This window comes from Embleya sp. NBC_00896, assembly GCF_045207785.1.
Lineage (GTDB): Bacteria > Actinomycetota > Actinomycetes > Streptomycetales > Streptomycetaceae > Embleya.
Map to the genome: position 1 here is coordinate 7305633 of NZ_CP108776.1, position 25179 is coordinate 7330811.

General features: G+C 69.0%; 20 protein-coding genes and 2 pseudogenes. 9 read left to right on the forward strand and 13 right to left on the reverse strand.

Going from position 1 to position 25179, the window contains the following annotated elements:
* The first annotated feature begins 165 nt into the window (after positions 1-165).
* Entirely contained in the window at positions 166-462 is a 297-nt protein-coding gene (locus OG928_RS32585) for a hypothetical protein (RefSeq protein WP_406291345.1), read from the forward strand.
* A gap of 649 nt (positions 463-1111) precedes the next feature.
* On the opposite strand, the gene OG928_RS32590 is transcribed toward OG928_RS32585, so the two are convergent.
* From OG928_RS32590 to OG928_RS32615, 6 genes are all read right to left on the reverse strand, one after another.
* Positions 1112-1429, reverse strand: a complete 318-nt coding sequence (locus OG928_RS32590; protein WP_406290516.1) for a hypothetical protein — start codon at positions 1427-1429, stop codon at positions 1112-1114.
* Between the two features lie 905 nt (positions 1430-2334).
* A complete protein-coding gene (locus tag OG928_RS32595) occupies positions 2335-2583 on the reverse strand; it encodes a LysR family transcriptional regulator (protein ID WP_406290519.1) in 249 nt (82 codons plus the stop codon).
* Between the two features lie 40 nt (positions 2584-2623).
* Entirely contained in the window at positions 2624-2761 is a 138-nt protein-coding gene (locus OG928_RS32600) for a hypothetical protein (protein WP_406290520.1), read from the reverse strand.
* Between the two features lie 296 nt (positions 2762-3057).
* Positions 3058-3909, reverse strand: a complete 852-nt coding sequence (locus OG928_RS32605; protein WP_406290522.1) for an alpha/beta fold hydrolase — start codon at positions 3907-3909, stop codon at positions 3058-3060.
* Positions 3910-4335: 426 nt separating this feature from the next.
* Positions 4336-4530 (reverse strand): hypothetical protein, encoded by a 195-nt coding sequence (locus OG928_RS32610; RefSeq protein WP_406290524.1) that lies wholly within the window; start codon positions 4528-4530, stop codon positions 4336-4338.
* Positions 4531-5846: 1316 nt separating this feature from the next.
* Complete coding sequence (locus tag OG928_RS32615; protein ID WP_406290526.1) at positions 5847-6164, reverse strand: hypothetical protein; 318 nt, start codon at positions 6162-6164, stop codon at positions 5847-5849.
* Positions 6165-7178: 1014 nt separating this feature from the next.
* Between OG928_RS32615 and OG928_RS32620 the strand changes: the two genes are divergently transcribed.
* The 3 genes and pseudogenes from OG928_RS32620 to OG928_RS32630 all read left to right on the forward strand — a co-directional run bounded on the left by OG928_RS32620 (position 7179) and on the right by OG928_RS32630 (position 10561).
* Positions 7179-7775: a dihydrofolate reductase family protein gene (locus OG928_RS32620; RefSeq protein WP_406291325.1), complete on the forward strand. Its 597-nt coding sequence runs from the start codon at positions 7179-7181 to the stop codon at positions 7773-7775.
* Positions 7776-8263: 488 nt separating this feature from the next.
* Positions 8264-8707 (forward strand): annotated as a pseudogene (locus OG928_RS32625) (IS30 family transposase); the annotation flags it as partial.
* Positions 8708-9940: 1233 nt separating this feature from the next.
* Positions 9941-10561: a LysE family translocator gene (locus OG928_RS32630; RefSeq protein ID WP_406290527.1), complete on the forward strand. Its 621-nt coding sequence runs from the start codon at positions 9941-9943 to the stop codon at positions 10559-10561.
* Between the two features lie 217 nt (positions 10562-10778).
* On the opposite strand, the gene OG928_RS32635 is transcribed toward OG928_RS32630, so the two are convergent.
* The 6 genes and pseudogenes from OG928_RS32635 to OG928_RS32660 all read right to left on the reverse strand — a co-directional run bounded on the left by OG928_RS32635 (position 10779) and on the right by OG928_RS32660 (position 14723).
* Positions 10779-11666, reverse strand: coding sequence for a hypothetical protein (locus OG928_RS32635; RefSeq protein ID WP_406290529.1), 888 nt, complete (start codon positions 11664-11666; stop codon positions 10779-10781).
* Between the two features lie 4 nt (positions 11667-11670).
* Positions 11671-12171: a SigE family RNA polymerase sigma factor gene (locus OG928_RS32640; RefSeq protein ID WP_406290531.1), complete on the reverse strand. Its 501-nt coding sequence runs from the start codon at positions 12169-12171 to the stop codon at positions 11671-11673.
* 245 nt (positions 12172-12416) lie between these two features.
* Positions 12417-12797 (reverse strand): annotated as a pseudogene (locus tag OG928_RS32645) (transposase); the annotation flags it as partial.
* A gap of 105 nt (positions 12798-12902) precedes the next feature.
* Positions 12903-13496: a dihydrofolate reductase family protein gene (locus tag OG928_RS32650; RefSeq protein ID WP_406290533.1), complete on the reverse strand. Its 594-nt coding sequence runs from the start codon at positions 13494-13496 to the stop codon at positions 12903-12905.
* 139 nt (positions 13497-13635) lie between these two features.
* Positions 13636-14022 (reverse strand): pyridoxamine 5'-phosphate oxidase family protein, encoded by a 387-nt coding sequence (locus tag OG928_RS32655; RefSeq protein ID WP_406290535.1) that lies wholly within the window; start codon positions 14020-14022, stop codon positions 13636-13638.
* Positions 14019-14723, reverse strand: a complete 705-nt coding sequence (locus tag OG928_RS32660; RefSeq protein WP_406290536.1) for an NAD(P)-dependent oxidoreductase — start codon at positions 14721-14723, stop codon at positions 14019-14021. Before OG928_RS32660 ends, OG928_RS32655 begins: the two co-directional genes overlap by 4 nt.
* A gap of 87 nt (positions 14724-14810) precedes the next feature.
* Here OG928_RS32660 and OG928_RS32665 point away from each other — a divergent pair, with 87 nt between their 5' ends.
* Both OG928_RS32665 and OG928_RS32670 read left to right on the forward strand, forming a co-directional pair.
* Positions 14811-15290: a TetR/AcrR family transcriptional regulator gene (locus OG928_RS32665; protein WP_406290538.1), complete on the forward strand. Its 480-nt coding sequence runs from the start codon at positions 14811-14813 to the stop codon at positions 15288-15290.
* Positions 15291-16621: 1331 nt separating this feature from the next.
* Positions 16622-17701 (forward strand): hypothetical protein, encoded by a 1080-nt coding sequence (locus tag OG928_RS32670; protein WP_406290540.1) that lies wholly within the window; start codon positions 16622-16624, stop codon positions 17699-17701.
* Between the two features lie 1565 nt (positions 17702-19266).
* Here OG928_RS32670 and OG928_RS32675 read toward each other — a convergent pair.
* On the reverse strand, positions 19267-20382 hold the full coding sequence (locus OG928_RS32675) for a cell wall-binding repeat-containing protein (RefSeq protein WP_406290542.1): 1116 nt from the start codon (positions 20380-20382) through the stop codon (positions 19267-19269).
* Positions 20383-21961: 1579 nt separating this feature from the next.
* On the opposite strand from OG928_RS32675, the gene OG928_RS32680 reads away from it, so the two are divergent.
* From OG928_RS32680 to OG928_RS32690, 3 genes are all read left to right on the forward strand, one after another.
* Positions 21962-22477, forward strand: a complete 516-nt coding sequence (locus OG928_RS32680) for a hypothetical protein (protein WP_406290544.1) — start codon at positions 21962-21964, stop codon at positions 22475-22477.
* A gap of 190 nt (positions 22478-22667) precedes the next feature.
* Complete coding sequence (locus OG928_RS32685) at positions 22668-22904, forward strand: hypothetical protein (RefSeq protein ID WP_406291346.1); 237 nt, start codon at positions 22668-22670, stop codon at positions 22902-22904.
* A gap of 611 nt (positions 22905-23515) precedes the next feature.
* Positions 23516-25027 (forward strand): hypothetical protein, encoded by a 1512-nt coding sequence (locus OG928_RS32690; protein ID WP_406290546.1) that lies wholly within the window; start codon positions 23516-23518, stop codon positions 25025-25027.
* Positions 25028-25179: the final 152 nt, after the last annotated feature.

The following is a 25179-nucleotide window of genomic DNA, read 5'->3' on the forward strand; positions in this document are numbered from 1 at the left end:
CCACGGCAAGACCGAGGCGCGTTGGTGGGACCGGGTCCACCCCAGGCTCACCCACCGCTCGGCCTGCATCGACTTGGACGGCGAACTACCTTTATTCGAGGGCACGTTGATCCGACTCAAGGTCGACCGTCTGCCTGGCGACCGGGATGCACCTCCGGTCTGGCTGTGGTCCTCCGCGGCCGACGCGAGCCCGTCGATGTCGACGTCGTGTGGTCTTGCTACCTTCGCCGATTCGACCTGGAGAACACGTTTCGCCTGTTCAAGCAGAACTTGGGCTCGACCCGCCCCCGGCTGCGCGAACCAGAGGCGGCGGACCGCCGGCCCGGGCTGGTCATCATCGCGTGTACCGAGCTCCGCCTCGCCCTGCCCCCGGCCACCGACCAGCGCAAGCCCTGGGAGAAGACCACCTGCCCCGGTACTGCGCTCACCCCGACCCGCGTGCACTCACCTGCGCCGCGGTGATGGTGCCGGTCGCTGCTCGCGTGCGGATGCCGTTGCGGCGTCGGCCTGTTGGTACGTGCCTTTGACGGCGAAACCTTCCGCCGATGACCGAGGCGGCCGGCGCACTGGCCACGCGGGCCGCGAGTTCACCCCACACACTCGGGCGGGGCAAGAGCCGGCCCAGGCCTGGAGGCCGGCGTACGAGGGTGACGGGACCACCTCAAGACCGCCTCGGACGACGAGGTGCAGTTCAGACTTCGCGAACACGGCGGCAGAAGTCTGCACGACATTCGGATCAGCGGTCTGACGGAGGACCTTGCAGGGACTTATCCCTTCGACCTGTCGGCAACAACCTCAAGCGGGGTCGGCTTCACCTGGAGCGGCGTCGGGCTCTGACGCGACGGCGGATGGACGCTCACCGCGATGACGCCGGCGACGACGCTGCCGTCCAACGCGGCCGCGACGGCAAGACCCACCCGTTGACACTCGCTGCCCTCAGCGTGGCGCCCGGCATGCGCGAGGCGCCACGCTTGATGACGTCTGGTGTGCCGTGTTCCGGACCCGGGGGAACCCGCGTGTGGCGGGCCATGCCCTTGAGGTCACGACGACGTCGGCGCACCGGTCTTGCTCGTTGCAGGCCTGCGGATACAGGCGGGCGGAATCCGCCGGGTCAGACCCGGCCGGTGGGAAACAGTGCGCCGGGGGCGAGGTCGAGCCGGGTGTCGGGTGGGGTCAGGTCGAGGGCAAAGCCCCCGAACCGTCGGATGGTGTGGGCGATGCACGGGGAGATCATGGCCAGGTCGACCGGGTGCCCCTCGGCGGCCGGCGAGTTCGCCGCCGACGCGGTGATGGCGCAGGCATTGGAGTAGATCACGCAGTTCGCGAGCAGCTCGTTGAACTTGATGATCTCCTTCAGCCAGTCGGAGAAGCCGTGGAAGGCCTCGGCCCGGTTGGTGTAGCCCAACCGCTGGTAGCCCTTCAGCAGCACCGGCAGGGACAGCCCGTTCGCCTGGGTCTGGGTACGCGCGTCAGCCCATGAAGACCTCCCCTCGGCCGTTGGAGTGAGTCCGCGTCCTCGTCCCCGCCCTGACGCTCGGCCCCGGTCCGCCCCGCCGTCCGCTACGCCCCGGGCCCCACCAACGGCCGACCGCCGTCGCGTACGTGCAGTACCGGAGCGACGACGTGGTCCAACCCCCGACACCTGCCGGCAGCCACTCGTGGAGAACCTCGCGCTCCCGGCCGTCGAGCCGCCCCGAGGACCCGCCGCCGTCGAAATGCCGCCTCGTCCGACCGGCGACCCCGCCGCGCACCGGCGCCGGGACAACCGCATGCTGGTCGTCATGCTGGGCGCGGTCTTCCCGTTCCGGGCTTCCGCGGGCTTTGCATCGTGAAGGCCGTCGACGATATCGACTGGTACATGGGCGGTCTCAATGACGACAGCACTATCGAGTGCCGAGGGCATACGACGACCTTTGGAATGCACTTCGCGGGCTCGGAGCCGGCTCACGGGGTCGAAAGGCCGTACGCGCGACCGAAGACCTCGCCGCCCCGTGGACACCTTCCGAGCCATGACGATCACCGGATTTGCTTTGAGGACAAGGGAAGTTGCCGAAAGCAGAACGATGGCCGGTGCGCTCATGCGGGAAGTCGAGTTCAGAACGATCCGGCCCGCACAGCTTCGGGAAGGCCGAACGCGGCGTAGAGATCGTGCATCCAGCCGTCGACGAGGGCTTGTTCGACCTTGACGGGATTCGTGACCAGGTCGGCCTGTACGGCATCTCGAACTGGCGGTGCGTCAACCGCAACTGAGGAACGTCGACGTCGTAGCGGCGGTCCGATGCCCGCCGGGCCCGCGTCCGGTGGCGGTCCTCTCGTGTTCTCGAACACCTGGTTTCACCCGTCCCGTGCCGTGTCACCGGGGAGCCCGCGGTCGTTCGCGGGGCGCAAGTCGTCGGGCAGCTGCTTGTCGAGCGTTACCTTGCGGCTATTGCCTTCGAGCACCGGGCCGCCGACGCGGCGTTCGAGATTGCGGATGGTCTGGCTGATCCGGCGGGTTGTGCCGTGCAGGCGCTCGGCGGTACGCCTGAAGCGCAGTTCCTCAACGAGTGTGAGAAGCACTTCGACCACCAGAGTTTCCAGCATATCCACCCCTTGATCGTTTGGCCGCGCTCAACCGAGCGTGTCACAGTCCTGTCGTGTTGTACCGCGCGGATCTTGCACGCTGAAGGGGGCTGGAGCCGGTGGGCAGATGGCTGGTCACCTCGACGGATCCGAAGCTGCCGAGGTGGTTGTTCGCCGGTGCGGCCTCGATGATCTTCACGCGGTACCTGCAACCGCTGCCGGCGTCGACGCGGCTTTCGGCGGCCGACGTACGGCGCGTGCCGGCGCCGACGCTTCGGGCGGCGCTCCAGGGCGCACGGGTACGGGGCGCGGCGCGCCGCGGCCTGACCTCGCTATCGCCCGGCGACGTCAACTACCCGATGACACCGCGGGCTTGGCGTGCCGGCGCCCGGTCGAGGCGGGCGGGAGTGCCACGAAGCCGGCCCCGGTGACGGTGATCCACGCGCTCCCGCCCTCACATCTGCCGCCGAGGGCGTCTCGAACAGCTCGGCCCGGTCAGGTGGTCGGGGTTGTGTGGGCGCTCAGGAACTCGGCGGCAGGCGGCGCGAGCAGCCGGATGTCGGGGTTGTGGCTGAGCTTCGGGATCTCGGTGTGCCGGGCGTTGGGCAGCGCCTCGGTTGCGGCGCGGGCGGCGGTGCGCAGCACGGCGTTGTTGCGGCCGCCGGACAGCACCAGCACAGGCACCTGTACGCCGGCCCAGTCGGCCCGGTCGAGTGGCTCCCCGCGCATGTGCTCGGTCATCACCGCCCAGTCGTGCGGGGTGGAACCGGCCACCGCGGTGAGCTTGGACCACATCGGGGTGATCCGCATCAGGCCCACGAACGGAGCGGGAACGCCTATCGCCTTGGTCATGAAGTACCGCACGGTCTGACTGCGCCGGTCGGCGGCGACCAAGCCGTGCAGCGTCGCGGCCAGGTCCGACGGCGGCACGTGGCCCGTGCGGTCGACGACGAAGGGCGGCTCGAAGGCCACCACCCGGCTGATCCCGGGGACCTGTCCGGAGCCGGCGGCCCGCAGCGCCAGCACCGCGCCGGAAGACCAGCCGAACAGAGCCGCCGACCCGCCCTCGGCGGCGACCACCGCCGCCAGGTCGTCGATCTCCTGCGCGGGGTTGTATCGGCCCGGGGTGTCGCCGCTGTCACCGCGCCCGCGGCGGTCGTAATTGACGACGGTCAGCCCGTACGAGCCGACCAGCAGCTCGGCCAGCTCCACCATCTTCGGGAACTTCCGGTAGCTGAACGCGCCGCCGACCAGGACCACCGTTCCGCGGCTGCCGCCCATCGGGGCGTACCGGTCGTACGCGATCGTGGTGCCGTCGGCGGCCGTGACGCTGTGCGTAGTGCTCATGAACGCTCCTGTGGCTCTGTTCCGGTGTTTCTCGCCGTTGTCGTCCCAGCCGCAACGGTTGTTCTCGGTAAGACTCGGCCCGGTTCGGGAACTCATCGCTCCGTTGGCATGTGTTCTGCGCTCGCAGCTATCAGCGCGCCGGGCTTGACGCCGCCACGGGCACGTCGCGCCGAGGCATGGACGGCAGCTCATCGCCCGCTCGCGCAACGCGGCATCGACAACAGCAAGCGGCCGGGACGGCAGCATCGGACGTTGAAGTTCCGTGAGCTGAAGAAGTCTTGCGGACGCCGCCCGGGGCAGTCTGCCGGACGCCGGCGCCTGCCCTCGGGACATGTGGCCACCCCAATAAGAGGACATGGGAACCCGTAGGCCCCCTTGTTTGTGCACGCCCGCAACGAGCACTCGCTGACCTGCCGCGCCGACCAATCAGTGGCCCTGCCCGTCCCCGCCGTGATCAGTCGTGCACCGCGCGTCGGGCCTCGACGAAGTCGTAGTCGTACTGGTGGCGAAGCCGAAGCCGTTGTTGTTGGTCTTCGTGGTGAAGTGCTTCCATACGCCTTTGTACGACGCGTAGACGACCATCGTGACGCCGTGGCCGTCCGTCTTGCGGTCGATCAGCAAAAACGAATCGTCCTGGGCGTCGTAGAGGACCTCACCGGTGGGGCTGGTGTAGCCGCCGATCGCGTTCTGGTAGAGCTCCGCAGACGAGACGCCGTATGACTGGACCTACGCCGGGACGCTGGCGGACACAACCGCCACGAGCGCTGCGGCGCCGGCATCGAAGTCGACGGCCGCACGCTTGAGGGATCTGCGCACGATCAATCTCCTTGTTCGTTGAGAGTTGAGGCGGGTGGGGGGAGATTGGGATCGAAATTTCGAGAAGTGGTTGCAGAGTGCTGCGGCGAGCTGTGCCGAGAAGGGGCGTGCGGTGGTTGGCTCAGTGGCTGGACGAACGATCCGTGTCGCCGACGTTCGTCGCAGCCCTGGAGTGCGTATCGGATGGAATCAGGTCTCCGAGCGCCTCGATCGAGGTCACGCCGAGGATCCTGGAAGAACGACTCACTGACGATGTGCATGGGCGTTGATCCTCTTGTTGGGCCGGGGCTGGGGCGTGAAATCGGACCGGCCTGCTGGTGCCCCGTCGAGGGGATTGCGTGACCTCTTGGTGATCTTCACTGTGGCTGGAAAGTACATTGCATTCAAAATTTCATTAATCATGTACCGCTTTTGAAGTTGGCAAACAAGCAGCTCAGAGCCCCTACTTCGTTGCAATGATCTTGTGAGCGAATGCGATCTCGCTTTGAGGTTGTTGCAATGTCCTGCCGGTGAATGCATACGGCCGCTGGTCTGCGACCACCTCGGTGCGGTGTGCGGTAGCACAGCGGGAGGCGCGTGCTGATGCCTGGAGGCAGGCTGACGAGCAAGGAACGCCGGCGCATCGCCGACGGATTGGGTCGAGGGCACAGCTGCTGCCGTATCGAGGAGGAGCCGGCCCGCCCGACTTTCACCGTCGCCCGAAAGGTCGCCCGCAACGGCGGGCGCCGCGGCTACCTGGCCGACCAGACTCGCCAAGCCGCCCGCCTCCGTGCCCGCCGCGGCGCGGGTCGCAGCCCGGCATCGGGGGTCGGAACCGACGACTGCGCGCGGGCCGGGGCGGGATCCGCGCAGGTGTGCGCTTTCCCCGCGCTGTTTCACCGTCCTGATGGCCGCGACTGGCCTGATGCAGGGACGGCGCGGAGGGACGTGGTGGTCACGGGGGCTCCTTCGGGTCGGGGCTCGATGCTTTGTTCCTGCGTCGATCCGCCGATGTGAAAGGGAACCGGCCGACGCCTCAGGGCTCGTCCGCAGCAGGCCCGGCGAACGGGATGACAGCGGAACTGAAACCGCCCAGTGGGCGGCCAACGCGGCCGAGCTGCTTCATCTCGCGCCAAGTGCTCTCACCGCCCCGCGCGGGGAAGCCGGGGACCATTCGGTATCAGGTGTCGGCGGGCGTGATGGGGTTGATGCCGGTGCCAGCTCAGGCTCGAATGAGCACAGCGGCCTCCGCCGGGATAGTCCAGGGTCGGGCGGGCCAGGTGGACGGCGTGGCTGATCCGCCAGTCGAACCCCGCACGGACCAGGTCGCCGGCGGCCGGCGCCGCGGGCGGGTCGAGGGGCTCGACGTGCACCCCGAGCAGCGATGCGAAGTTCTCACGCACTCTCTCGACGACCGTCAGCGACAGCGCGGGCACCTGCAAGAGCCGCAGTCGCGGCAACCACCCAACCCGACAGCCGACGGTGGTCCTTGCCCAAGGCGAGGAGCGCGGTGTGGTCCAACAGGACCGGTGTCACGCCGCCACCGCCGCCCAAGTCGTCCCCAAGCGGTGCCCGGCTACCACGGCCGCACCGATGGCCTCGACGCCGAACCGCTCACAGCGGCGACGTGGATGTCCTCGTTCAGTAACCACCCCAGGACTTACACAAGGAGGCGGGCTCTTGCAAGATTTTCGTAGCCGGTGATTGCCAGCCCGACGTCGGCATCCAGGAGCCGGTGGACCTGCTGCGCGCGGGGTCGCGCCGCGTCAGCCCATCGACCTGCTCGGCGAAGGTGGCCTTCGGGCAGGCGGGGTTCTCGCAGTACAGCCGACGCACCGACAAGTCAATCCGCAGCGGCCGCACACCGACCGCCTCGTCGGCGACATGCCGCTGATAGTGGCTGTGCACCCAGTCCGCGTGCTGCCCGCATCCCGCATGCAGCCGGGCCGTCACCCGTTCCCGCGGTGACCGGTTTCGTTTCGGCGGGCCAGGTGGCCGGGGGTCACTGGCGCGTCGCGCAGGCCATGCGACGGGGAATTGTGGGTTTCCCCGTCATATCAGCGGATCGACGAAGGTGCGAGCCCCAGGGAAGAACGCCCGGGCCCGCCCGCCCCTCGAAGGAACCCGCCGTGACCACGACCACCCGCCCTCCGCGCAGCACGGTCGCCGCCGACCGGAACCGGGTCGCCGCCCCGAGCAGCGCGGTGGGCACCCGTGCGCTGTCGGCCTGCGCGGTCGTCGCCGGTCCGCTGTGGGTGGCCGTGTCGGTCGCCCGGGCACTCACCCGCGAGGGCTTCGAACCCACCCGACACGCACCGAGCCCATCGGCCACCCGCTCGCTCGGCCGGCTGCCGATCACCAACTTCGTCATCGCCGGCATCCGACCGACGAGCCCCGAGCCACCCGACGATCTCCACGACAACCGACGATCTCCACGACAAGTGATCGACCGAACCAGGAAAAGAGACAGTTCGATGCGCATCGTAGTAGGCGAGTTCACCAGCCTCGACGGAGTCATGCAGGCCCCGGGCGGCCCCGACGAGGACACCCACGGCGGGTTCGCCCACGGCGGCTGGACCCACCCGTTCTTCGACCCGCAGGTCATGGGCGGCGCCCTCGCCGAATGGGCCGCCGACACCGACGCCCTGCTCTTCGGACGCCACACCTGGCAGGTCATGGCCGCAGCCTGGCCCGGACGCGCCGGCGACCCCTTCGCCGACCACATGAACTCCGTCGCCAAACACGTCGTCTCCAACACACTCGGCGAAGACGACCTCACCTGGAACAACACCACCCTCATCCCCGGCGACCGGGCACTCGACCACATCCGCAAGCTCCGCGACACCGACGGCCGCGACCTCGTCGTGATGGGCAGCCTGACACTCGCCCGCACCCTCCTGACCCAAGGACTCGTCGACGAACTACGACTGATGATCATCCCCGTGCTCCTCGGCGGCGGAAAGACCATCTACCCCCACGACGGCGCAAAGCACACCCTCGAACTCGTCTCCACCGTCACCAGCGCCACCGGCGTCCACGTAGCCACCTACCGACCCGCAACCGCGACCTAGACCCCACCCGAGACCAACCACCGGCCACCCGGCCACCCGGCCACACGGCCACACGGCCACACGGCCACACGGCCACCCGGCCACACGGCCACACGGCCACCGGCGACACGACACCCAAAACGGCGCGGCCGGACACAACACCCGGCCGCGCCGACACAGCGACCAAAACCCAGGCCCACTACCGCAGTCGGACTACCTGATCGGACTGCGGACCGTCCGGACAGCGCGAATCGTGCCTATGGTGGCATACCGGTCGTTGGGGGCATTTTGCCCTTGCCATAGTGACGCGGCCCAATTGATCACCTGAACGAGGAGCATCCTTGCGTGCGCGCATCCACCAGGGCACCCTCTCCACGGATCCGCTGACCCGCATCTCGAGAGTCTCCACAAATCGGGGGAGCCCAACGTAAAGGTCGCTCCGGGTCATGGATGAGCGCTCCCTGTCGCATCAGCAGGTCGACGACGGAGCGGACAAGACCCGGCACACCGATCGATCCGCGATCGGCACGCTCGTGGAACGCACGACGCGGTTCACGGTGCTGCTGCACCTGCCCCGCCTGGAAGGCTACGGCGTCCAACCACGGGTGAAGAACGGCCCGGTGCTGGCCGGCTACGGCGCCGAGGCGATGAAGGACGCGATCGCGGCCAGGATCACCGAACTGCCCGCGCAACTACGTCGATCGCTGACCTGGGACCGCGGCAAGGAACTCGCCCAGCACATCCAACTACGGTGTGAGACAGGGCTGTTGGTCTACTTCGCCGACCCGCACAGCCCGTGCCAGCGCGGCACGAACGAGAACACCAACGGACTGCTGCGTCAGTACTTTCCCAAGGGCACTGATCTGTCCCGCTGGAACATCGACGAGCTCGAGGCCGTCGCCGCCGCACGCGATGGTCCAGCGCCCGCCGTCGGCCGAGGACGCCGCGTTTGAGGAGCCCGCGGAAGCGGGCGGTACGCCGCCGAAAACCAGAGCGGATGCCGAGGCGGCAGCGACGAAGAGGAGTCGTACGGGTGTGCCGACGTTCATGTGGAGCTCCATCCCATGGCGCCCGTCGCCCTACACCCGGATGGATGCAGTCGACCGCCCTGTCCGTTACCGCTATCAGAGCCGTCGCGGAATCCGGCTACTGAGGTTTTGGGTTCGGGGCGATGGTGATCTCGGTGGTGGGTTCTGCCGGTGTCATGCGGTATCACGCCGGCGGCGACGAGCTCGATGGAGGCGCCCATCTCGGCGCTTCTCGTCGGTCGCCTTCGCGCTCTCCGACGCCTCGGACGTCATCAGATAGCGCATGGCGTTGCTCGTCTCGCCCGGCCGGGCCGCCGGGGCGCATTGACGCGTCCTATCGGCCATGTGACAGGGAGTTGAATTTTCCCTGTCTTATAAGCGGATCGACGACGGTACGAGCCACCCAAGATCTGGCTCACGGCCGGCGCCGCGCCGTGAGCCGCAGCCGCAAGCGGCGGTTGGAGGAGTTGCCGCCGAGCAGAGGGGCCACGGTGGGAGCACCTGTGCGTTCGCGTCTCGTACGCGGAGCTGTAACAAGAACGCCAGTGGCGGCTACGCCAGCCTCGCCGGCGAAGTCAACTACGACGCCTACGACGACTCGTTCCTGCTGATCGACCGCAAGACGGACGGCTACGGCGTCACCATGGTCGTCTACGCGCAATACAACGGCGTGTGGCAGCACTTCACAACGAAGAGTTCGTTGAGCATCGACCCTTGAAGTTCCAGGTCTGCCTCGGCAATACCAACGTCTGCAGCGCCTGGAGCTACGCCAAGGCGTAACGGCCCCACACGGAACAGGTTCACGACGACGAGAGAGGGAATGCGTCATGCGGCATGTCCGGCTGTGCCGGCCCTCCACAGGCATCCCCGCCACCGGCGGGGCCGTTGGTACGGAACCGCCTGTGTCGAGCATGCCGGGGATTACCCGAACCCGACTTCGGACGCAAACGCTCGGTCGTGGCCGCCATCATTGCTGACATGGGGCCTGGCGTCGGCCAGGCCCCATGTCAGTTGTTCGGTTGTCGGTTGCTGCCGAGCAGGCGGCGTCCGGCAGACCGCCGAGGCGCCTGCTAGGCCGACTCTCGCCGGCAGATCCTGCGAGCGCGGTGTACGACAACTCCTGGACACCTGACCGAAGGGCCTCCACCCATGGGCGGCATGCTGACAACGCTCCTCGCCTTCCTCGGCGCCTGCACGATCGTGGCCGCCGCCCCCGGCCCCAGCACGATGCTGATCATCAGGGAGTCGCTGCGCAGCCGCCGGGCCGGCTTCCTGACCGTGCTCGGCAACGAGACCGGCGTGTTCGTGTGGGGGCTGTTCGCCGCGTTCGGGCTGACCACCCTACTCGCAGCCTCGGAGCTGGCGTACGAGGTGATGCGCATCGTCGGTGCGGTGGTGCTGGTGGGGTTCGGTGTCCAGATGCTGCGCGCGGCACGGCGCGGCGCGGAGGTCTCGGCCGATGAGACGGCGGCCGCCGCCAAGTCGGGCTTCGCGTCGTACCGCGGAGGCCTGCTGCTGAACCTCGCCAACCCGAAGGCGGCGATCTTCGCCATGTCGTTCCTGCCGCAGTTCGTACCGCCGGAGGCACCGAAATTCCCGACGATGGTCGCGCTCGCGGCGGTCTGGGCGGTGTACGAGATCGGCTACTTCGGCCTGTACGTGTGGTTCGTCGGCCGCATGAAGAGCGTCATCTCCCGCGCCAATGTGCGCAAGCGCCTGGAACAGGTCTCCGGCGGCGTCCTGATCCTGCTCGGCGTCCGCATGGCCGTCGAGACCTGAGGATGCCCGACCTACCCAGGCCCGGTCTCGGCTACGGCACGGTCGAAGTGGAGGGGGTGGCGGTTCGTCGCGTCGATCGGGCAGTCGACCACCCGCCCGGTCAACTGATGGATCTCGACCTTGTGCCGCGACTTTGGGAACGTGACGTACGTGCTCATCGATCGTCAGCGAATCCGGTCCGCATGTGGCACTGCCTGATGCGGTGCCGAGGGGGGTGTCAATTCGTGTGGGGTTTCTGTTTCGCGCCTTCGTAGAGTTTGTGTGTCACCAGGAACTCGGTCAGTTGGAGGAGTTCGGGGTCGGTGAGGATGGTGAGCACCTGTGTGTCGGTGAGCGGTACGGGGAGCGGGTTGAGCATGCCCGTGTCGATGGTCACGTCGGTGTCGCCGTAGCGAATGTCCCCGGCGGGGGAGGTGGCCATCGGTGAGACGGACTTGTAGATGCGGGCGATCGTGCCGTTGGGGAGCACGTGTTCCACGCAGGAGGCGCGGTCGGGTTCGCGCATGCGGGGCACGTCGCAGCGCAGCCCTTCGGGTTCGAGGAGGGAGTGCGCGCGTCCGGTCGCGAGGATGTCGATCGCGAGCGGGTGGCGCGTTCCGTCCGGCATCACCACGCCGTATCCGCTGACGATGTCCCGGCCGACCTCCCAGGTCGCCCCGGGGATCGCCAGCAGCCGCTCCAGCGCCGCCGCGACACGGTTCCGGTAGATGCCGCGCAGGCGCTCCTCCTCGGCCGAGAACTTCTGGTCCCCGGGCATGCCGGGCAGGTCCCCCGAGGGCATGTTGGGGTTGGCCCATACCGGATAGGACTTCGCGGCCGGTGTGAGCTCGGTCAGCGGGGGCAGCCACCCCGACGGCCTTGCCGGGTCGGGCTTGGCGGGGCCGGTCCTGGTGGGGGAGGAGTTGTCGGGCCATGCGGCGGGGACCGCGACCGCGGCCAGGACGGTGAGGCATGCCGCGGCGGTGGCCGTGAGCACGCGGGTCCGGCGCCGGCGTCGGCGGCCGACGACGACCGCGGCGGGCACCAGGTCGGGCACCGGCGCAAGCGCCGATGTCGTCTGCTCCATCGCGTACTTCATGGTCGTCTCGGGGTGTTCCGTGGGCACTTCCTCATCCCTCCGTCACGTAGATGGCCGCGTCGCCGAGGATTTCGCGCAGCCGTGTCAAAGCCCGTGAGCAGGTGCTTTTGACCGTGCCGGGGCGGCAGCGCAGTTGAGCGGCGACACTTTCCACGGTCTGGTCCTCCCAATAGCGCAGGACGACCATCGCCCGGGCCTTCGGCGCGAGCTCGGCGAGCGCCGCAAGGAGCGCGATCCGTACCTCGGGTCGGTCGGCGCCGGGCCCCGCGGCGATGGGGGTGTGCAGTTCGCGTTCACGGCGGCGGGAGCGTTGCTCGCTGAGGAATGTGCGGATGAGGGCGGTCTTCGCGTACGCGTCGAGGTTGTCCGCGCGGCTTGCCCGTCGCCAGTTCTGGAACAGCTTGGTGAGGGTGGTCTGCGTCAGGTCCTGCGCGCGGTCGGTGTCGCCGCACAGCAGATATGCGGTGCGGAAGAGCTGCTGCTGTCTGGCCCGCGCGTACGCCTCGAAGTCCAGTCGGATTTCCGGTGGCATCGTCCTCCCCTTCGGCTTTCACCTTGTCACCCCCTCCAGAGCCGCGTCACCGCGAAAGCGTTCCACCCTGTCCGAAGAAAATGGAGCGGGCCCACGCCGGAGGCCCTCGGCAAGGTACACCTGCGGCCCGATCACCGGCGCCGCGCAGACAACCGGCGCACCTGGCGCTCGCCACTCCGACAACGCCCTGAACGTGAACCGGGCTCTCTACTGCCGTGACCGGAAACGTTCACCGGGTTGGTGGGTCATGTGGCGGTGTCGAGGGGTTGTCCGCCCCAGCGGATCCCTTCTCGCTGCGGATGCGTGCGCGTTCCCTGCGCTGGGCGGCGAGGACGTCGGGGGGTGTCGGGCGTTCGCGTTGCGCCACCGCAGATACGCGTGCAGCCGCCGGGTCTGGACGGTGTGATTGGCGTGGTTCGAGTTGGCGAGGGTGGCCGCAGCGGCCCGAAGTGCGCCTCGATCGGGTTCGCCCACGACGCGGGGGTCGGCGTGAAGCACAGCTCGACCCTGTTCCGGCGGGCCCACCCGCGGATCCGCCAATTCTTGTGGGCCGACAGGTTGTCGAGGATCACGTATATCGGGGCGCCGTCCGGTCGTGCCGCGCGGATCGACCTCAGGGCCGCCCAGGGCGTGCGCGGCCGGGCACTCGTCGTTGGGCGGCCCCGGGCACACATGTGCCCGGGGCCGCCCGGTTCGCTCGCCTGCGGTGGTTCTCCTCGTGACGTCGCGGGTTAGGCGGCCTTGGCCTGGTAGGTGGCCACGTGAACGCCGGTGCCGCTGGTAACGGTGGAGACGAGCTCGAACGTCCGCAGGGCCCCGTCCGACGGGTAGATCGTCTTTCCACCGCCGAGGAGTACCGGCATGATCATGAGGCGGAGTTCGTCGGCCAGGTTCTCGGCGATGAGGGTGCGAGCGAGCGAGGCGCTACCGGTGACGACCAGGTCGCCCCCGTTCGTGTCGCGCAGCTTCCGTATCTGGTCCAGGGCCTGGTCGCCGGGGATGCGCGTGGTGTTGTTCCAGGTCAGCTCGTCGTCGTGGAGCGTGTTGGTCACCACGTATTTGGCGACGCTGTTCATGTGGTCGGCGAACGGGTCGCCGGCCCGATTCGGCCAGGCTGCGGCCATGACCTGCCAGGTGTGCCGCCCGAACAGCATGGCCTCGGTACCGACGCCCCATTCGGCCAGGGCCGCGCCCATGACGGCCGGGTCGAAGAACGGGTGCGTCCAGCCACCGTGGGCGAAGCCGCCGTCGGTGTCCTCGTCCGGGTGGCCCGGTGCCTGCACCACGCCGTCGAGGCTGATGAACTCACCGATGACAATGCGCATTTGAGCGTCTCACTTCTCTCGTGGGGTGCGTTGCCGGTGCGGCCGTACTGCTGATGGGGTGGACCGCACCGTCTCCGGGAACTCATCGGTCCCGGACGATCTCTTTCTGCAGAACCTGACGACGGGTCCGGACGGCGGCTCAGTGGATCCCCAGGACGCGGTCCACGGCGATCTCGACGAGCACCCGTCCCGGCGGCGCCGGCGGTGATGATCCGTATCGGGCGAGGTAGCGGCGGACGCCTTCATGGACGCGGTGCGGTTCGGCGGAGAGTGTGGCCGTGCCTTCGAGGGTGATCCACCGGGCGCCCTCCGGTTGGCAGATCGCGGCCCGACTGCCCGGGGCGGCAAGCAGATTTTGTGCTTTGCGGGTCGTGTCGATGGTCAGGACGCGGGCCAGTCCCGCATCGGCGTCCCAGGTGAAGCGGACGGTGACGACGTGCGGTGAGCCGTCCGGACGAATCGTGGTGAGCGTCCCGACGCTCGGCAGTGCCAACAGGGCCTCGGCGGACGGCTTCAGCGGCTTCACTTGCCGGCCGCCTTCTGGGCCCTGGCCTGCTGCCGGATCAGCTTGGGGATGCTCATCTTGACGTCCCGGGTGGCGACTCCCATGGCTTTGCGGACGAACCGGCGGTCCTCCAGTTCGCTCAGCATGGCAGCGGCGAGGTCGGTCCGCGCGGTGTAGAGCGCGTCGACGCTGTCCTCGCCGAGTTCGTAGTCCGTCACTTCATGGTGTTCGAACAGCCCGCCCGGCCGGACGACGGTCCAGTCCAGGCCGCTCTCCTGCAGGACTGCCTCCATGCGGCGCATGTCGTCGTGTGCGGTCTTCGCCACCTTGCGGTTGACCAGGGGGTCCATGACGAGGTTGAAGAAGTGCTCGCCGGTGGGCCGCCAGTTCGGGTCCGCCACGCTGGAGCTGACTGCCACGAGGCGCTTGACGCCGTGCTGTTCCATGCCGGCGATGATGTTCCGCACTCCGTCCGAGTAGACGGTGACTCTCTCCCGGGTCGGCGGCACGCCCAGGGCCGAGACGACCGCGTCGGCACCCGCGACGGCGGCCGCGACGGCAGCCGTGTCGGCCACGTCCACCGAGACGACGGTGAGCCCGGCTCGGGGGGTCAGGGCGTCCGCGCGGCGGGAGACCGCGGTGACCTGGTGGCCGGCGGCGAGGGCCTGGTCGGTGAGCCGGCGGCCGGTCGGTCCGGTGGCTCCGAAGACGGTGATGCGCATGAGTTCACTCCTTGTTCCCGCCCCGCACGCTCGGCGGGGCTCGACAACGACGACTCTGCCGATGCGAGAGCGTGGTCTTCAAAGACGATGAATAAAACCCGGGGCCCACCGCGGGGCAACCCGCCGACCAGAGCACTCATCGCCGAAGCCGCCCGCGGCCTGTTCCTCGAGCACGGATACCACCGCACGACGCTGCGTGCCGTCGCCGTCGCCGCCGCGGGCGTGGACCAGGCGCTGATCAAGTACCACTTCGGGTCCAAGCAGCAGCTGTTCGGCGAGGTCACAGACCTGCAATGCGCCCGGTCACTCGGACTTGCCCAGGCACTGCGCGGCGACCCCGCCGGCGTCGCCGACCGGATCCTGCATGCCGTCACGGACTTGTGGGACGCGACGGTGGTCAGCCGCGAAGCACTCCAGGACGAGGACGTCATGGGCGTGCTGCGGGAGTACCTCGACGGGGAGGTGTTGCCGCAGATTGCTGAATATCCCGGCGGTACGGACGCGAGCGAGCGGGCGACCGCCGTGGTCACCATGGTCGGCGGACTGATCTTCACGCGGTACCTGTAACCACTGCCCGCGTCCACGCGCCTCTCGGCAGCCGAGGTACACCGGATCCTGGCCCCGACGCTCCGCGCGGCCCCGCAAGGCAGCGGCCGACCACGCACCGCGGCGCGCCGGGGCATCGCGGCCTGAATCCGCCGCGCGCCGACGACTGAAACACCCCACCCGCCCCACCGCCCCGTACTCGGTGGCTATGAACGGTTTCCGCAGGTTCGAATCCTGAACGTGCGCCGCAATCGCCCTGATGCTCCGGCAACTACTCCTGGCGGTCTGGGGCCCGGTGCCGCAGATCGCGAACGTGTCGGACATGGAGACCTCGGGAGCGGAGTGGATCGCCGCGGTGTTCGCGGGCATCCGCGATTTATTGGTGATGCGGTGGACACGGCGGCGGTGTGGTGCGGGTCGCGGTCCACAGCGTGGCGGATGAGGCGGCGTGCCCGCTGTGCGGACGGCGGTCACGACGGGTGCACGGGTAGTACCCGCGTCTCCGGCGAGTCTGGCGGTCGGGGGGCGCCGGGTCGTGTTGGACGCGCGAATCCGCCGCGACGGCGCCGCACGCCCCAGCCGTACGTTCGCCGAGCAACTACCGGGCCTGACCTACCGCTACGGCCGCTGGAAGGTGCGGCCTCGGACCGTTCTGGAGCGGATCGGGCCGGCCCTTGCCGGGTGTGCCGGAGCCCATCACGCGCGGGCATGGGAATGCCGGTGGACCCGCACCACGCTCTGGTTATCGCGCTGCCCGACCCGCCTACTTTGGCCCCACACTCGCCCGAGCAGCCGAAACACCATTGTTTGAGGCACTGATTACCCACCCAATGCCAGTAGGGGCCGGTCCCGGCCAAGCGGCTGCACTTCGAACGCGGCTCGTTGCCGAGGCTGCGACCGTGCTCTCATCAGGTTGAGTCCGATGGCGGGTCTCTTCGAGTTGCGCCACGTTCCCCGTCGCATCGCCGAAACGACGATCGGCGAGGGCCCAACCCTCGAGGCGACTCGTGGGAGCCGGCGTAGTCCGGGAGTCGCACCGGCACAAACCTACGGATCACCACATGGCACGGCGTCTTCCTCGCCGCCATGCCGGCGAGACATGCGACACCGAATGAACCACCCCGGACGAGCGAACTCGGCGGCCCCCGACACGCGTGCGTGCCCGGGGCCGCCCGCTCTGGAGACTGACGGACAGCGTTCGGCTGCCGGAGCGAAACACACGGCTGCCAGACCGGGTGAGTCCCCCGGCCGTCCGGCCGGTGAGCGGCCGATGCAAGGACGAGCACTGAGGAGTAGCGGTGGCGGGAGCACGTACGCGGGCGAGCATTCCGCTCCGCCGTGCCGTGCGGGGTGTGAGCCCCGACGATCCGTTCGTACGGAATCCTGCCCGCGCGACGGCAACAGAAGACGTGGTCGAGTTGATGGATCAGGCGTTGCAGCGCGCCGGACAGCGCAGTACCGCACTGGAGTTGCTGTCCGTCCCCGCCGACGACCTGCGGCCGGTCGCCTTGGGCAGGGTGCATTTCGCCCGGGTCAATCCCGACGTCGAGATCGGCGGGTTCTCCTGCGATCTACCCACGGGGGCGAACATGTTGGCCGAGGTCCGGGGGAACAAGGTGGTCCTGGATTCGCGGTTCTTCACCGCGAGAGGCGAAAAGCACGGCAGAACAGGCGATGCCCTGGCGCTCGTCCAGGCGGAAGGCGAAGGGCCCGACGTCGTGAAGTTCGGCATCGTCGGCGTGACGCTCCACGAGCTGGAGCATGTCCGGCACCATCAAATCGCCCGGCAGCACGGGCGGGGAATGCCCGACATCCTGCGCGCCAATGCCATGTCTTCGGAAGCCGAACGCGACGCGGCCGCGTTTCCGCCCCGGGGGCAAGCGCCCGCCGTGCCTTGGACGGTGCGGTCCCTCTATCAGGCACAGCCCGAACTTCGGCTGATCACACCCGAGATCGTCGAGCCCGTGATGGGCAAGAGCGCGGCGCACGACACCGTGGAGTTCACCGCCATAGGCGGGCAACGTGTCCATCAACTGGGCAATCACACCGACCGCCTGAGCGTCGTGGTGACCACCGCGATTGTCGGCAAGGAGCAAACCGCAGCGATCCAAGATGCGGCACCCGGACTTACCGCCGCCGCGATCCAACTCCGCAAATCCACAACTGTGTCCCGTGACGTGTCCAACCGCGCACATCGCGTTGACCAGGGGATTTCCGCCGGTCCTGGAACACTTCTCGTCTCAGGCCGCGGCTACTCCGGGGTGGGGACCGCTCCAACCGGGCCAGAGCGCAGCCGTGCAGGAGAGCGGGCAACGGCGGGCGGGCGCCGACCGAGGAAACCAGATGACACGCGGCGCCGGCGACCGTCGACTTGCTCCCTGATCCACAGCGCTGCCGCGTCGACGCGACGGTTGGCCACTGCCTTCGCGTGACGGCTCGTTGCCCCCTGCGCGGTCTAGCGTCAACCGGTCCGCGCATCAGGATGAAAGGTGCCATGGCGGCATGCCATACGGAGTCCTCGTCGTCGGGGCCCCACAGGCGGGCACCCGGTCGGCACTCGATCATCCCGCTGACATCAGTGGACATACCGAGATCCTGCCCGCCCGGCTCCTGATCCGGCACCCGCATTTCCCTCGACGCCGACCGGCTACCGATCGAAACGGCGAAGTATCGGTCGACGCCACATCGCCCGCGAGACGATGTGAATCGCTATGCGTACAAATATACGATTGATCATGTGGCGGATGACTTCGAACTGACATATCCCGGGCAGCGGCCGTCGCCGCCGAGGGGGGCGCTGCCATGCGCACCCGACAGGCCCGGGGCATTCGCCCGTGATTCCCGACGAGAGCCCCGACACGGCCTCAACGTCAACGCCGAATCCGAGGTGTCGGCCCCGGACGACACGGCGACTTTCCGGGAAGGCGGGTCGCTCCGCCCGTACGATCGCCGAGACCGGCGCCGCTGCGCCCAGGCCTCGGGGGAAGGGTGGGGCGGCGCCGCCGGGGTGGCCGCGGGGCGTGCGTCCGCCCGGGGTGCCGGACCAGGAGGACACGGCCGTGGCCTGGCTGTACGACCTGTGCCCGCCCGGCTATCGGAGCCACGAGGTGCTTCGCCGGTACCCCGTGATCCTGGCGCGGATGGCACACCAACACGTCGCCGCCGCGGTACGCCACGGTTACGGGACGGCGCGGGTGGAGTTCAAGGACGCGGTGCCTGTGCCCGCCGTGGAGGCGGCGCTGCGGATGTACGCGTACGAGGGCTTGCGAGCGGCGGTCACCGAGCGCGCGCGCGGTTCGCCTGGTCGAGGAGGCGTTGGGGGGGCGAGCGCTGGGAACCCCGCCTGTGACGTGGCGTCGACGCGCTCGACGTCGTGTTCGCCCCGACAGGCGCGTGGACGATGCCGGGGCGGAGCCGAATCGGCGGCGTGGACACGACGATCCGGCGGGGCCGCAGACCCAGGGCAGCGGGAGGACGGCGGGGCCTGCGAGCGATACGGGCACGCGTCGAGCCGGTGCCCCAAGAGACGCCGCGCCGGCGCTTCCCCGGCACGGCCGACGACGGGGAAGGCGCCCTCTGCGGCGCGGATACCGCACACGACCGTCGGGGGGTCCGCGCCCGTCTGGCCGAACTGGCCGCTGACGCGCGCCTGTTGCCCGAGCGGCTCGACCACCACGGCATCGCCCGGGCCCTGCGGATCCCGATGTGCCGGGATCACGCGCTGTGGAGCCTGTTGTCCGTCGGCCATGCCTGGCCGGCCGTCCACCATCCGCTGACCCGCGCACTTCCCGGACCCAGGACCCGGCAGGCGCTCTCCGCCGCGTCCCGCGCCTGTGCCACCGTCGGGCGGCGAAGGCCGCAGCCGTCCCGTCCCGTCCCGTCCCGTCCCGTCCCGTCCCAAGTCTCGGCCCGTCGCGATCGGCAACGGTGCCGCGAACGGCCCGGAACGTGACGGCGCCCGCGACCGCTCCGGAGCGGTCGCGGGCGCCGTCGGGGGTCAGCGCGTGACCGCTGTGGCCGGCGCGCGCTTCGGGAACTTGCTCAGGCGGTCGCCCTTGTCCTTCGGCGCCGTCAGTGACGGGGCCTGTGGTGCGGTGCGCTGGGACTTGGCGTCGCCGCCGACGCCGAGGGCGCTCTCCGTGTCGGTGAAGACACGGTCGCTCAGCGCCATGGTGCCGCCGTAGAGGAGTGCGTTGTTGAGCGTCGAGCGGTTGGTGGCGATCCACGCGGCCACCCGCGAGTCGAGCTCGTCGCCGTTGCTCAGCAGCACCGGCGCCCCGATCAGGCCGGACAGCGCGCTGCCCGCCATCGCGTCGTGGTACGTGTTCATCGTCGCGATGCTCGCGTTGCCCGGCGTTTCGAGCCAGCTCGCCACCGCGAGCGAGGTGTCGATCGCGTCGTCGCCGGCGAACGTGTAGAAGTCGCGGTTGTAGTGGTAGGCCAGCGCGTCCTCGGCCGGCGTGCCCACCGTGACCAGTTCCGAGCCCGGGTGTTGGTCGAGGTAGTCGCGCACCGAGTCGGGCAGGTTGGATCCGTCGGTGAGGACGACGACGCTGCCGTCGAGGGAGGCCGAGGCACCCGCCGCCAGCGCGTCGTAGTACTCGCGACCGGTGGCCAGGAAGATGTACTTCGGGCTGGTGTTGGCCGCGTTCGCGATGTTGATCGCGGTCTCGTACTGCGACGCGCCACCGATCCGGACGACGTTGTAGCCGAGCGCCTCGACCCGGTTCTCGACGTTCCGGGAGAGCGCGAGCTCGCCACCGAGGATGTAGACCGACTTGCCCTGCGGCAGGACGCGCTTGAGCTCCTCCTCCGCCTCCGGGCTCAGCGACCGGGTCTCGGTGAGCAGCAGCGGTGCCTTCTTGGCGACGGCCAGCGGCGCGGCCACCAGGCCGTCACCGAAGTGGTCGACGCGGGTCAGCACGACGGCCTCGGCCTCGCCGTCGTCGTAGGTCGCCTGCGAGACCGCGGCCGAGGTGGCGACGGCGTTCCAGCCCGACAGCCGCAGAACCGAGCCGGCGTCGGCGGCGCCGGCCGGGGAGGAGAGAGCGACCGTACCCAGCGCGACAGAGGCGGCGGAAACGATCGCGGTGATCAGACGACGTGGCTTCATTAAAGCCCGACCTTCTCTTGGATGAATAGTGAAGAAGTGCCGACCGATGGCGATCCAGGCAAGATCCGGACGAAAGACGTGTCGGGGTGGAGTGCCGGCGGACACTCTGAAACATTCATCGATTCATATATCGATGCGGAGCTCGTGCCGTGCTCGCCGATACGCGCAGTTTGCGCGTCGGATGATTCCCCCACACCTCGGGCTGAATTTCCGAATCGTCCCCAAACGTCCGGATGCCGGTAGGCGAGATCAACCTAACCCGTCGCGGAGTTGAAAGCCAAGTCAATTCCAGTGGTGTGGCGCATTCCACTCGCAGGTCTCCCACCTGGCGTTTCCGCCCTTCTCGTCCCCTCCTGTTCCGTATTCGTTCGGTGCCGGTTTCGGACCCGCCTCGCACGTGTTCTGTACGCGCGGGGCTTCCTCCGTATTTCGCGAAGCCGTCGGCCGGACCCGGTGGTACGGCCGGGAATCGAGGATCCGCCCACCCCGGCGACCGTCGGAGCGACGAGCCGGACCGGAAATCGCCGCATAGGCGGATATCAGGGCGCGGAGTCGGGTTCGATTGCGCGTCGGGTCGTGAATATCGCCGTCCGTCGACAGCCCGGGACATCGATTTGCGCCGAAAAAGGGCCGGGCGGCCGCCGCGCCGACATCGAGCTTGTCCACACGGAAGGAGCTTTGTCCTTTCGGTGCCCGATCTCTGGCGACTGCCGATCCCGTGTCCGTGGACCTCGTCGAGCCGCGTCGCGGGCGCGTCTCGCACACACCCGGCCGAAGGTTTGCCAACCCCGCGCGCGACACGCCCCGCACCAACGTCAGCGTGTACCCGGCTCCCAGCGCAACTCCGAACAGCGAGGACGAGGAACGATCCAGCCGTGATCGGCTGCGGTAACCGAGCTCATGGGACCCACATCCCCGGTTGATCGACGGCGGCGGGATCAGCTCGGGGGCGGCTCCAGTCGCCCGGAACGGTCGGGTGCGCCCAGTGCAACATCGTCACGGCGCACACCAGGACAACCGCGACCCGCCGGCGCGCCGAGGGTGATCCAAAAACCATGTGGTCTCCGTCTGCTGCCGGCACTTCGTCTCCGCGACCGATAGTGGCCCGGCCGGCCCTGCGAGCATCGAGCCCGACCGGTCCGCCCTCCAAGACCACGCGCCGAACGACGCCGTGACCACGAAACCGCAGACGACCACCGCCGCGCGCACCGCAGCAAACGGAAGGCTCGGGTACCGGTGGGCGATTCCCGATTTCCCAGGCCGGACCTGTTTGCGAACCCGACCCGACCCGGTCGACCCCGCTTGCTCCCTCCCTCAACGACCGGCGTCACCATCGATCCCGACCCCGCGAAATCCTCGTTCGAGGGACGGGGCGGGCGCGGGCGGATGGATGAGGGTGTGGGTGGGTAAGTCCGGTGCGCTGCCGGGGATTTGGGTCCGCGGCGCGGTGTTCGGCCGGTGGTGGCCGGGCCGTCCCCGGTCGGTCTTCGAGCGGGGGCGGGCGGCAGGCCGCCGGGGTGTCGCCCCGGTGCCGCGGGGGCGTCGCAGTGTTGTTCGAGAAGTCGACGGAAGGAAGCCTGTGAACGAGACCACGCCGGTCATCGACCCGGTGGAGAACGGCCCGGCCGGGGACGCGTTCTACATCCCGCCGTCCCCGCTGCCCGAGGGCGTCCCGGGGGACCCGATCCATGTGCGGAAGCTGGACAACACCGCGGCGGCGCTGGAGGCGGGCGAGAACTGGCTGGTCCTCCACCGCTCGCAGGACGTGCGCGGCAACGAGGTGGCGACCTCCGGGATCATCGTGCTGCCGGACCGCAACGAGCATCCGGTGCCCCAGGACGGTTATCCGCTCGTCAGCTGGGCCCACGGCACCGTGGGCGTCGCCAACTTCGTCGCGCCCTCCCGGGATCGGGGCGACACCGGGGCCTCGCCGATGAACGCCTCCCCGCACGGCATGCTCAACTCCTTCCTGCGCCGTGGCTGGGCGGTGGCGATGACGGACTACGAGGCCCTGGGGACGGGAACCGAGGACCACTCCCGGCTGCGGCCATCCGCTCCAGCGCCGCACGCTGCCCCGGGGAATGGCAGTCGGTGATGGGGCGGGAACCGCCGTGCGGCGGGGCGTGGTTGCTCATGCACGTGGGGGCTCCTTCGGGCCAGGGCTCGGTGTTTGCTCCTGCGTCGATCCGCCGATGTGACAGAAACACTGAGATTCCCTGTCACATGGACCGAGACGACGCGTCAGTGCACCCCTAGCGGCATGCGAAAAGAGATCGGGTGATCCCATGCGCTGCCTGATGATGTCCAAGGCGTCCGAGACCGCCCCCGACGGCAGGCGCTACGCCGAGATGGGCGCCTTCATCGGGGAGCTGACCGCCCACCGGGGTGTTGCCGGTCACCGGTGGGCTGGAACCGGGCGGGGTCCGCCCGTGATCATCGCCGCGCTCACCCGCATGGTGCGCGATGTCGGCGTCGCCGAGGAGCCGGCCCAGGACGCGCTGGTCGCGGCGCTGGAGCAGTAGCCCGAGTCAGGGGCCGCGGACGCTGCGACCAGCTGCTGATCCGGCGCGGTTTCGAGGCGATGCTGCGGGCGCGCTGCTGACCCGGAACGCGGCCGAGCGGGATTTCCTGCGGCGGCTGAGAGAGGCGCTCGGAGACGGGATGCCCATGGCGTCACTCACAGCCGACCAAGTCCCCCGCGTCCTGGGCAGGGTGCGGGGCGTCGTTGCGGCGGCGCCGTGGAACCGGCACCGAGCGGCGAGAGTGCTCGCGCTCGACGTGGAGGAGCTGGATGTGCGGGACCGACGAGGCCGGCACGGCGAGGGCGATGCCTGGGTGACGTGGCGCTCCGGGATGCTCAGTCTCCTTGCGCGGTTGGTGGCGGGCAGGACACAAGGACCGGTGTTCCTCACGGAACGGCGGCCGAGCCCGGCGGGGCCCTGAAGCTTGGCCCCGCGGGCATGTGCTCGCAGTCCGGGCGGGGGGCGGCTCTCGTACGAGCGGGCGGAATTCCTGTTCAAGGCAGCGACCGACGCACGCTGCGCAAGCTGAGGCGGGGGAGACCTGTCGCGGCGCACCCTCCGCACACGACCTCGCGGGGCGATGCCCCCGACGAAGGGAGAAGCAACCCTTTATGGGACTGTTCACCAGGATCACAAACAGATTGCCTCCAGGTAGGCGCGCACAGCGGCGTTTCGCGGCGATCGCCGAACGGATGCGCACGGCAGAGGACTTGGCTCCCCTCAGACCCTTGGAGGAAAGCCTCAGCCCGGTGCTCGGGCCGAACGTTGACGGTCGCATGGCGGCGCACTTCGCCAAGGTTGCCGGCATGAGTGACGACGAACGGCTTGCGTATAGGTTCGGCGTGTCCGCCGATGCGTGGCGTACGAAGGAAAAGTTCGTCCGAAACAAACTCGGCCTAGACGAATCGGAATTCCTAGACGTCGAGAAGGAATATGCAAAGCTCGTGAAACCCGCGGGCCCCACCGGGCTGCCCGGCCCCGACCGAACCGCAGGAAGGTCCCAGGATTTGCTGGACTCGGACTCGGGATGGGACTCGGACTCGGGATGGGACTCGGACTCGGGATGGGACTCGGGATGGGAAGAGGTGTCGGAACAGCCTGTGCCCGTTGTGCCCGTCCTGCGTGCCGCGGGTAGGGACCGGCTAGGCGGCATCGTCGCCGGCCCGGCAGAACTGCGGGAACGCGTCGCCGAGAGAGAGGCGGGTCTGCGGGAACGCGTCGCCGAGAGAGAGGCGGGTCTGCGGGAACGCGTCGCCGAGAGAGACGCGGGTCTGCGGGAACGCGTCGCCGAGAGAGACGCGGGTCTGCGGGAACGCGTCGCCGAGAGAGACGCGGGTCTGCGGGAACGCGTCGCCGAGAGAGACGCGGGTCTGCGGGAACGCGTCGCCGAGAGAGACGCGGGTCTGCGGGAACGCGTCGCCGAGAGAGACGCGGGTCTGCGGGAACGCGTCGCCGAGAGAGAGGCGGGTCTGCGGGAACGCGTCGCCGAGAGAGACGCGGGTCTGCGGAAACGCGTCGCCGCACAGGGCGAACGGCAATTCGACGCCGCCAATCAGGCAGCCCAGGAATCTCGCAACGCCACAGGACAAACGCCCAAGGAACCCGCCCCCCGCACGGGACGGGCGGGTGCAGCGCAGGCGGCGGGGAGCGCCGCGATGGGATTCAGCCCGCTCGAACGGCCCACGACGTCCGAACTGCGCGCAACACCCCCCAAAGCATCAAGGAACGCAGACGGCCGCAGCATGAACGCCACTCTGAAGAACGGCTCGGACAACGGCCTGTCTTCGGAGGGGAACGCTGTGGCTGCGGGACTCGGCCCGGTCGGACAACCGAATCAGTCCGCGGGTCGCATCGAACAGCGGGCGACGCCGCCCGCGCCATCACAGGACGCACACAGCCCCAGCGCGAACGTCGGCCTGGACAAGGGCTTGAACAAGGGCCAGTCCTCGAAGGCGAGCGCTGTGGCTGCGGGACTCGGCCCGGTCGGACAACCGAATCAGTCCGCGGGTCGCATCGAACAGCGGGCGACGCCGCCCGCGCGACTACAGTACGCAAACGGCCCCAGCGCCGAAGTCGGCACGGGCTTGCGCGTGGACAAGGGATTGCACAAGGGCCTGGTGTAGAAGCAAGTTGATCCTGAGTCTTGGCCTTCGCCCGCGACGGGTACTCGGGTCCGGACGGTCGGCATGGAAGTGGTCGAGGATGGCGAGGACGTACCAGTCGTGGACGGTGTGCACGCGCTCGAGAATCGCGTTCGCGTCGTCGGCGAGGCACG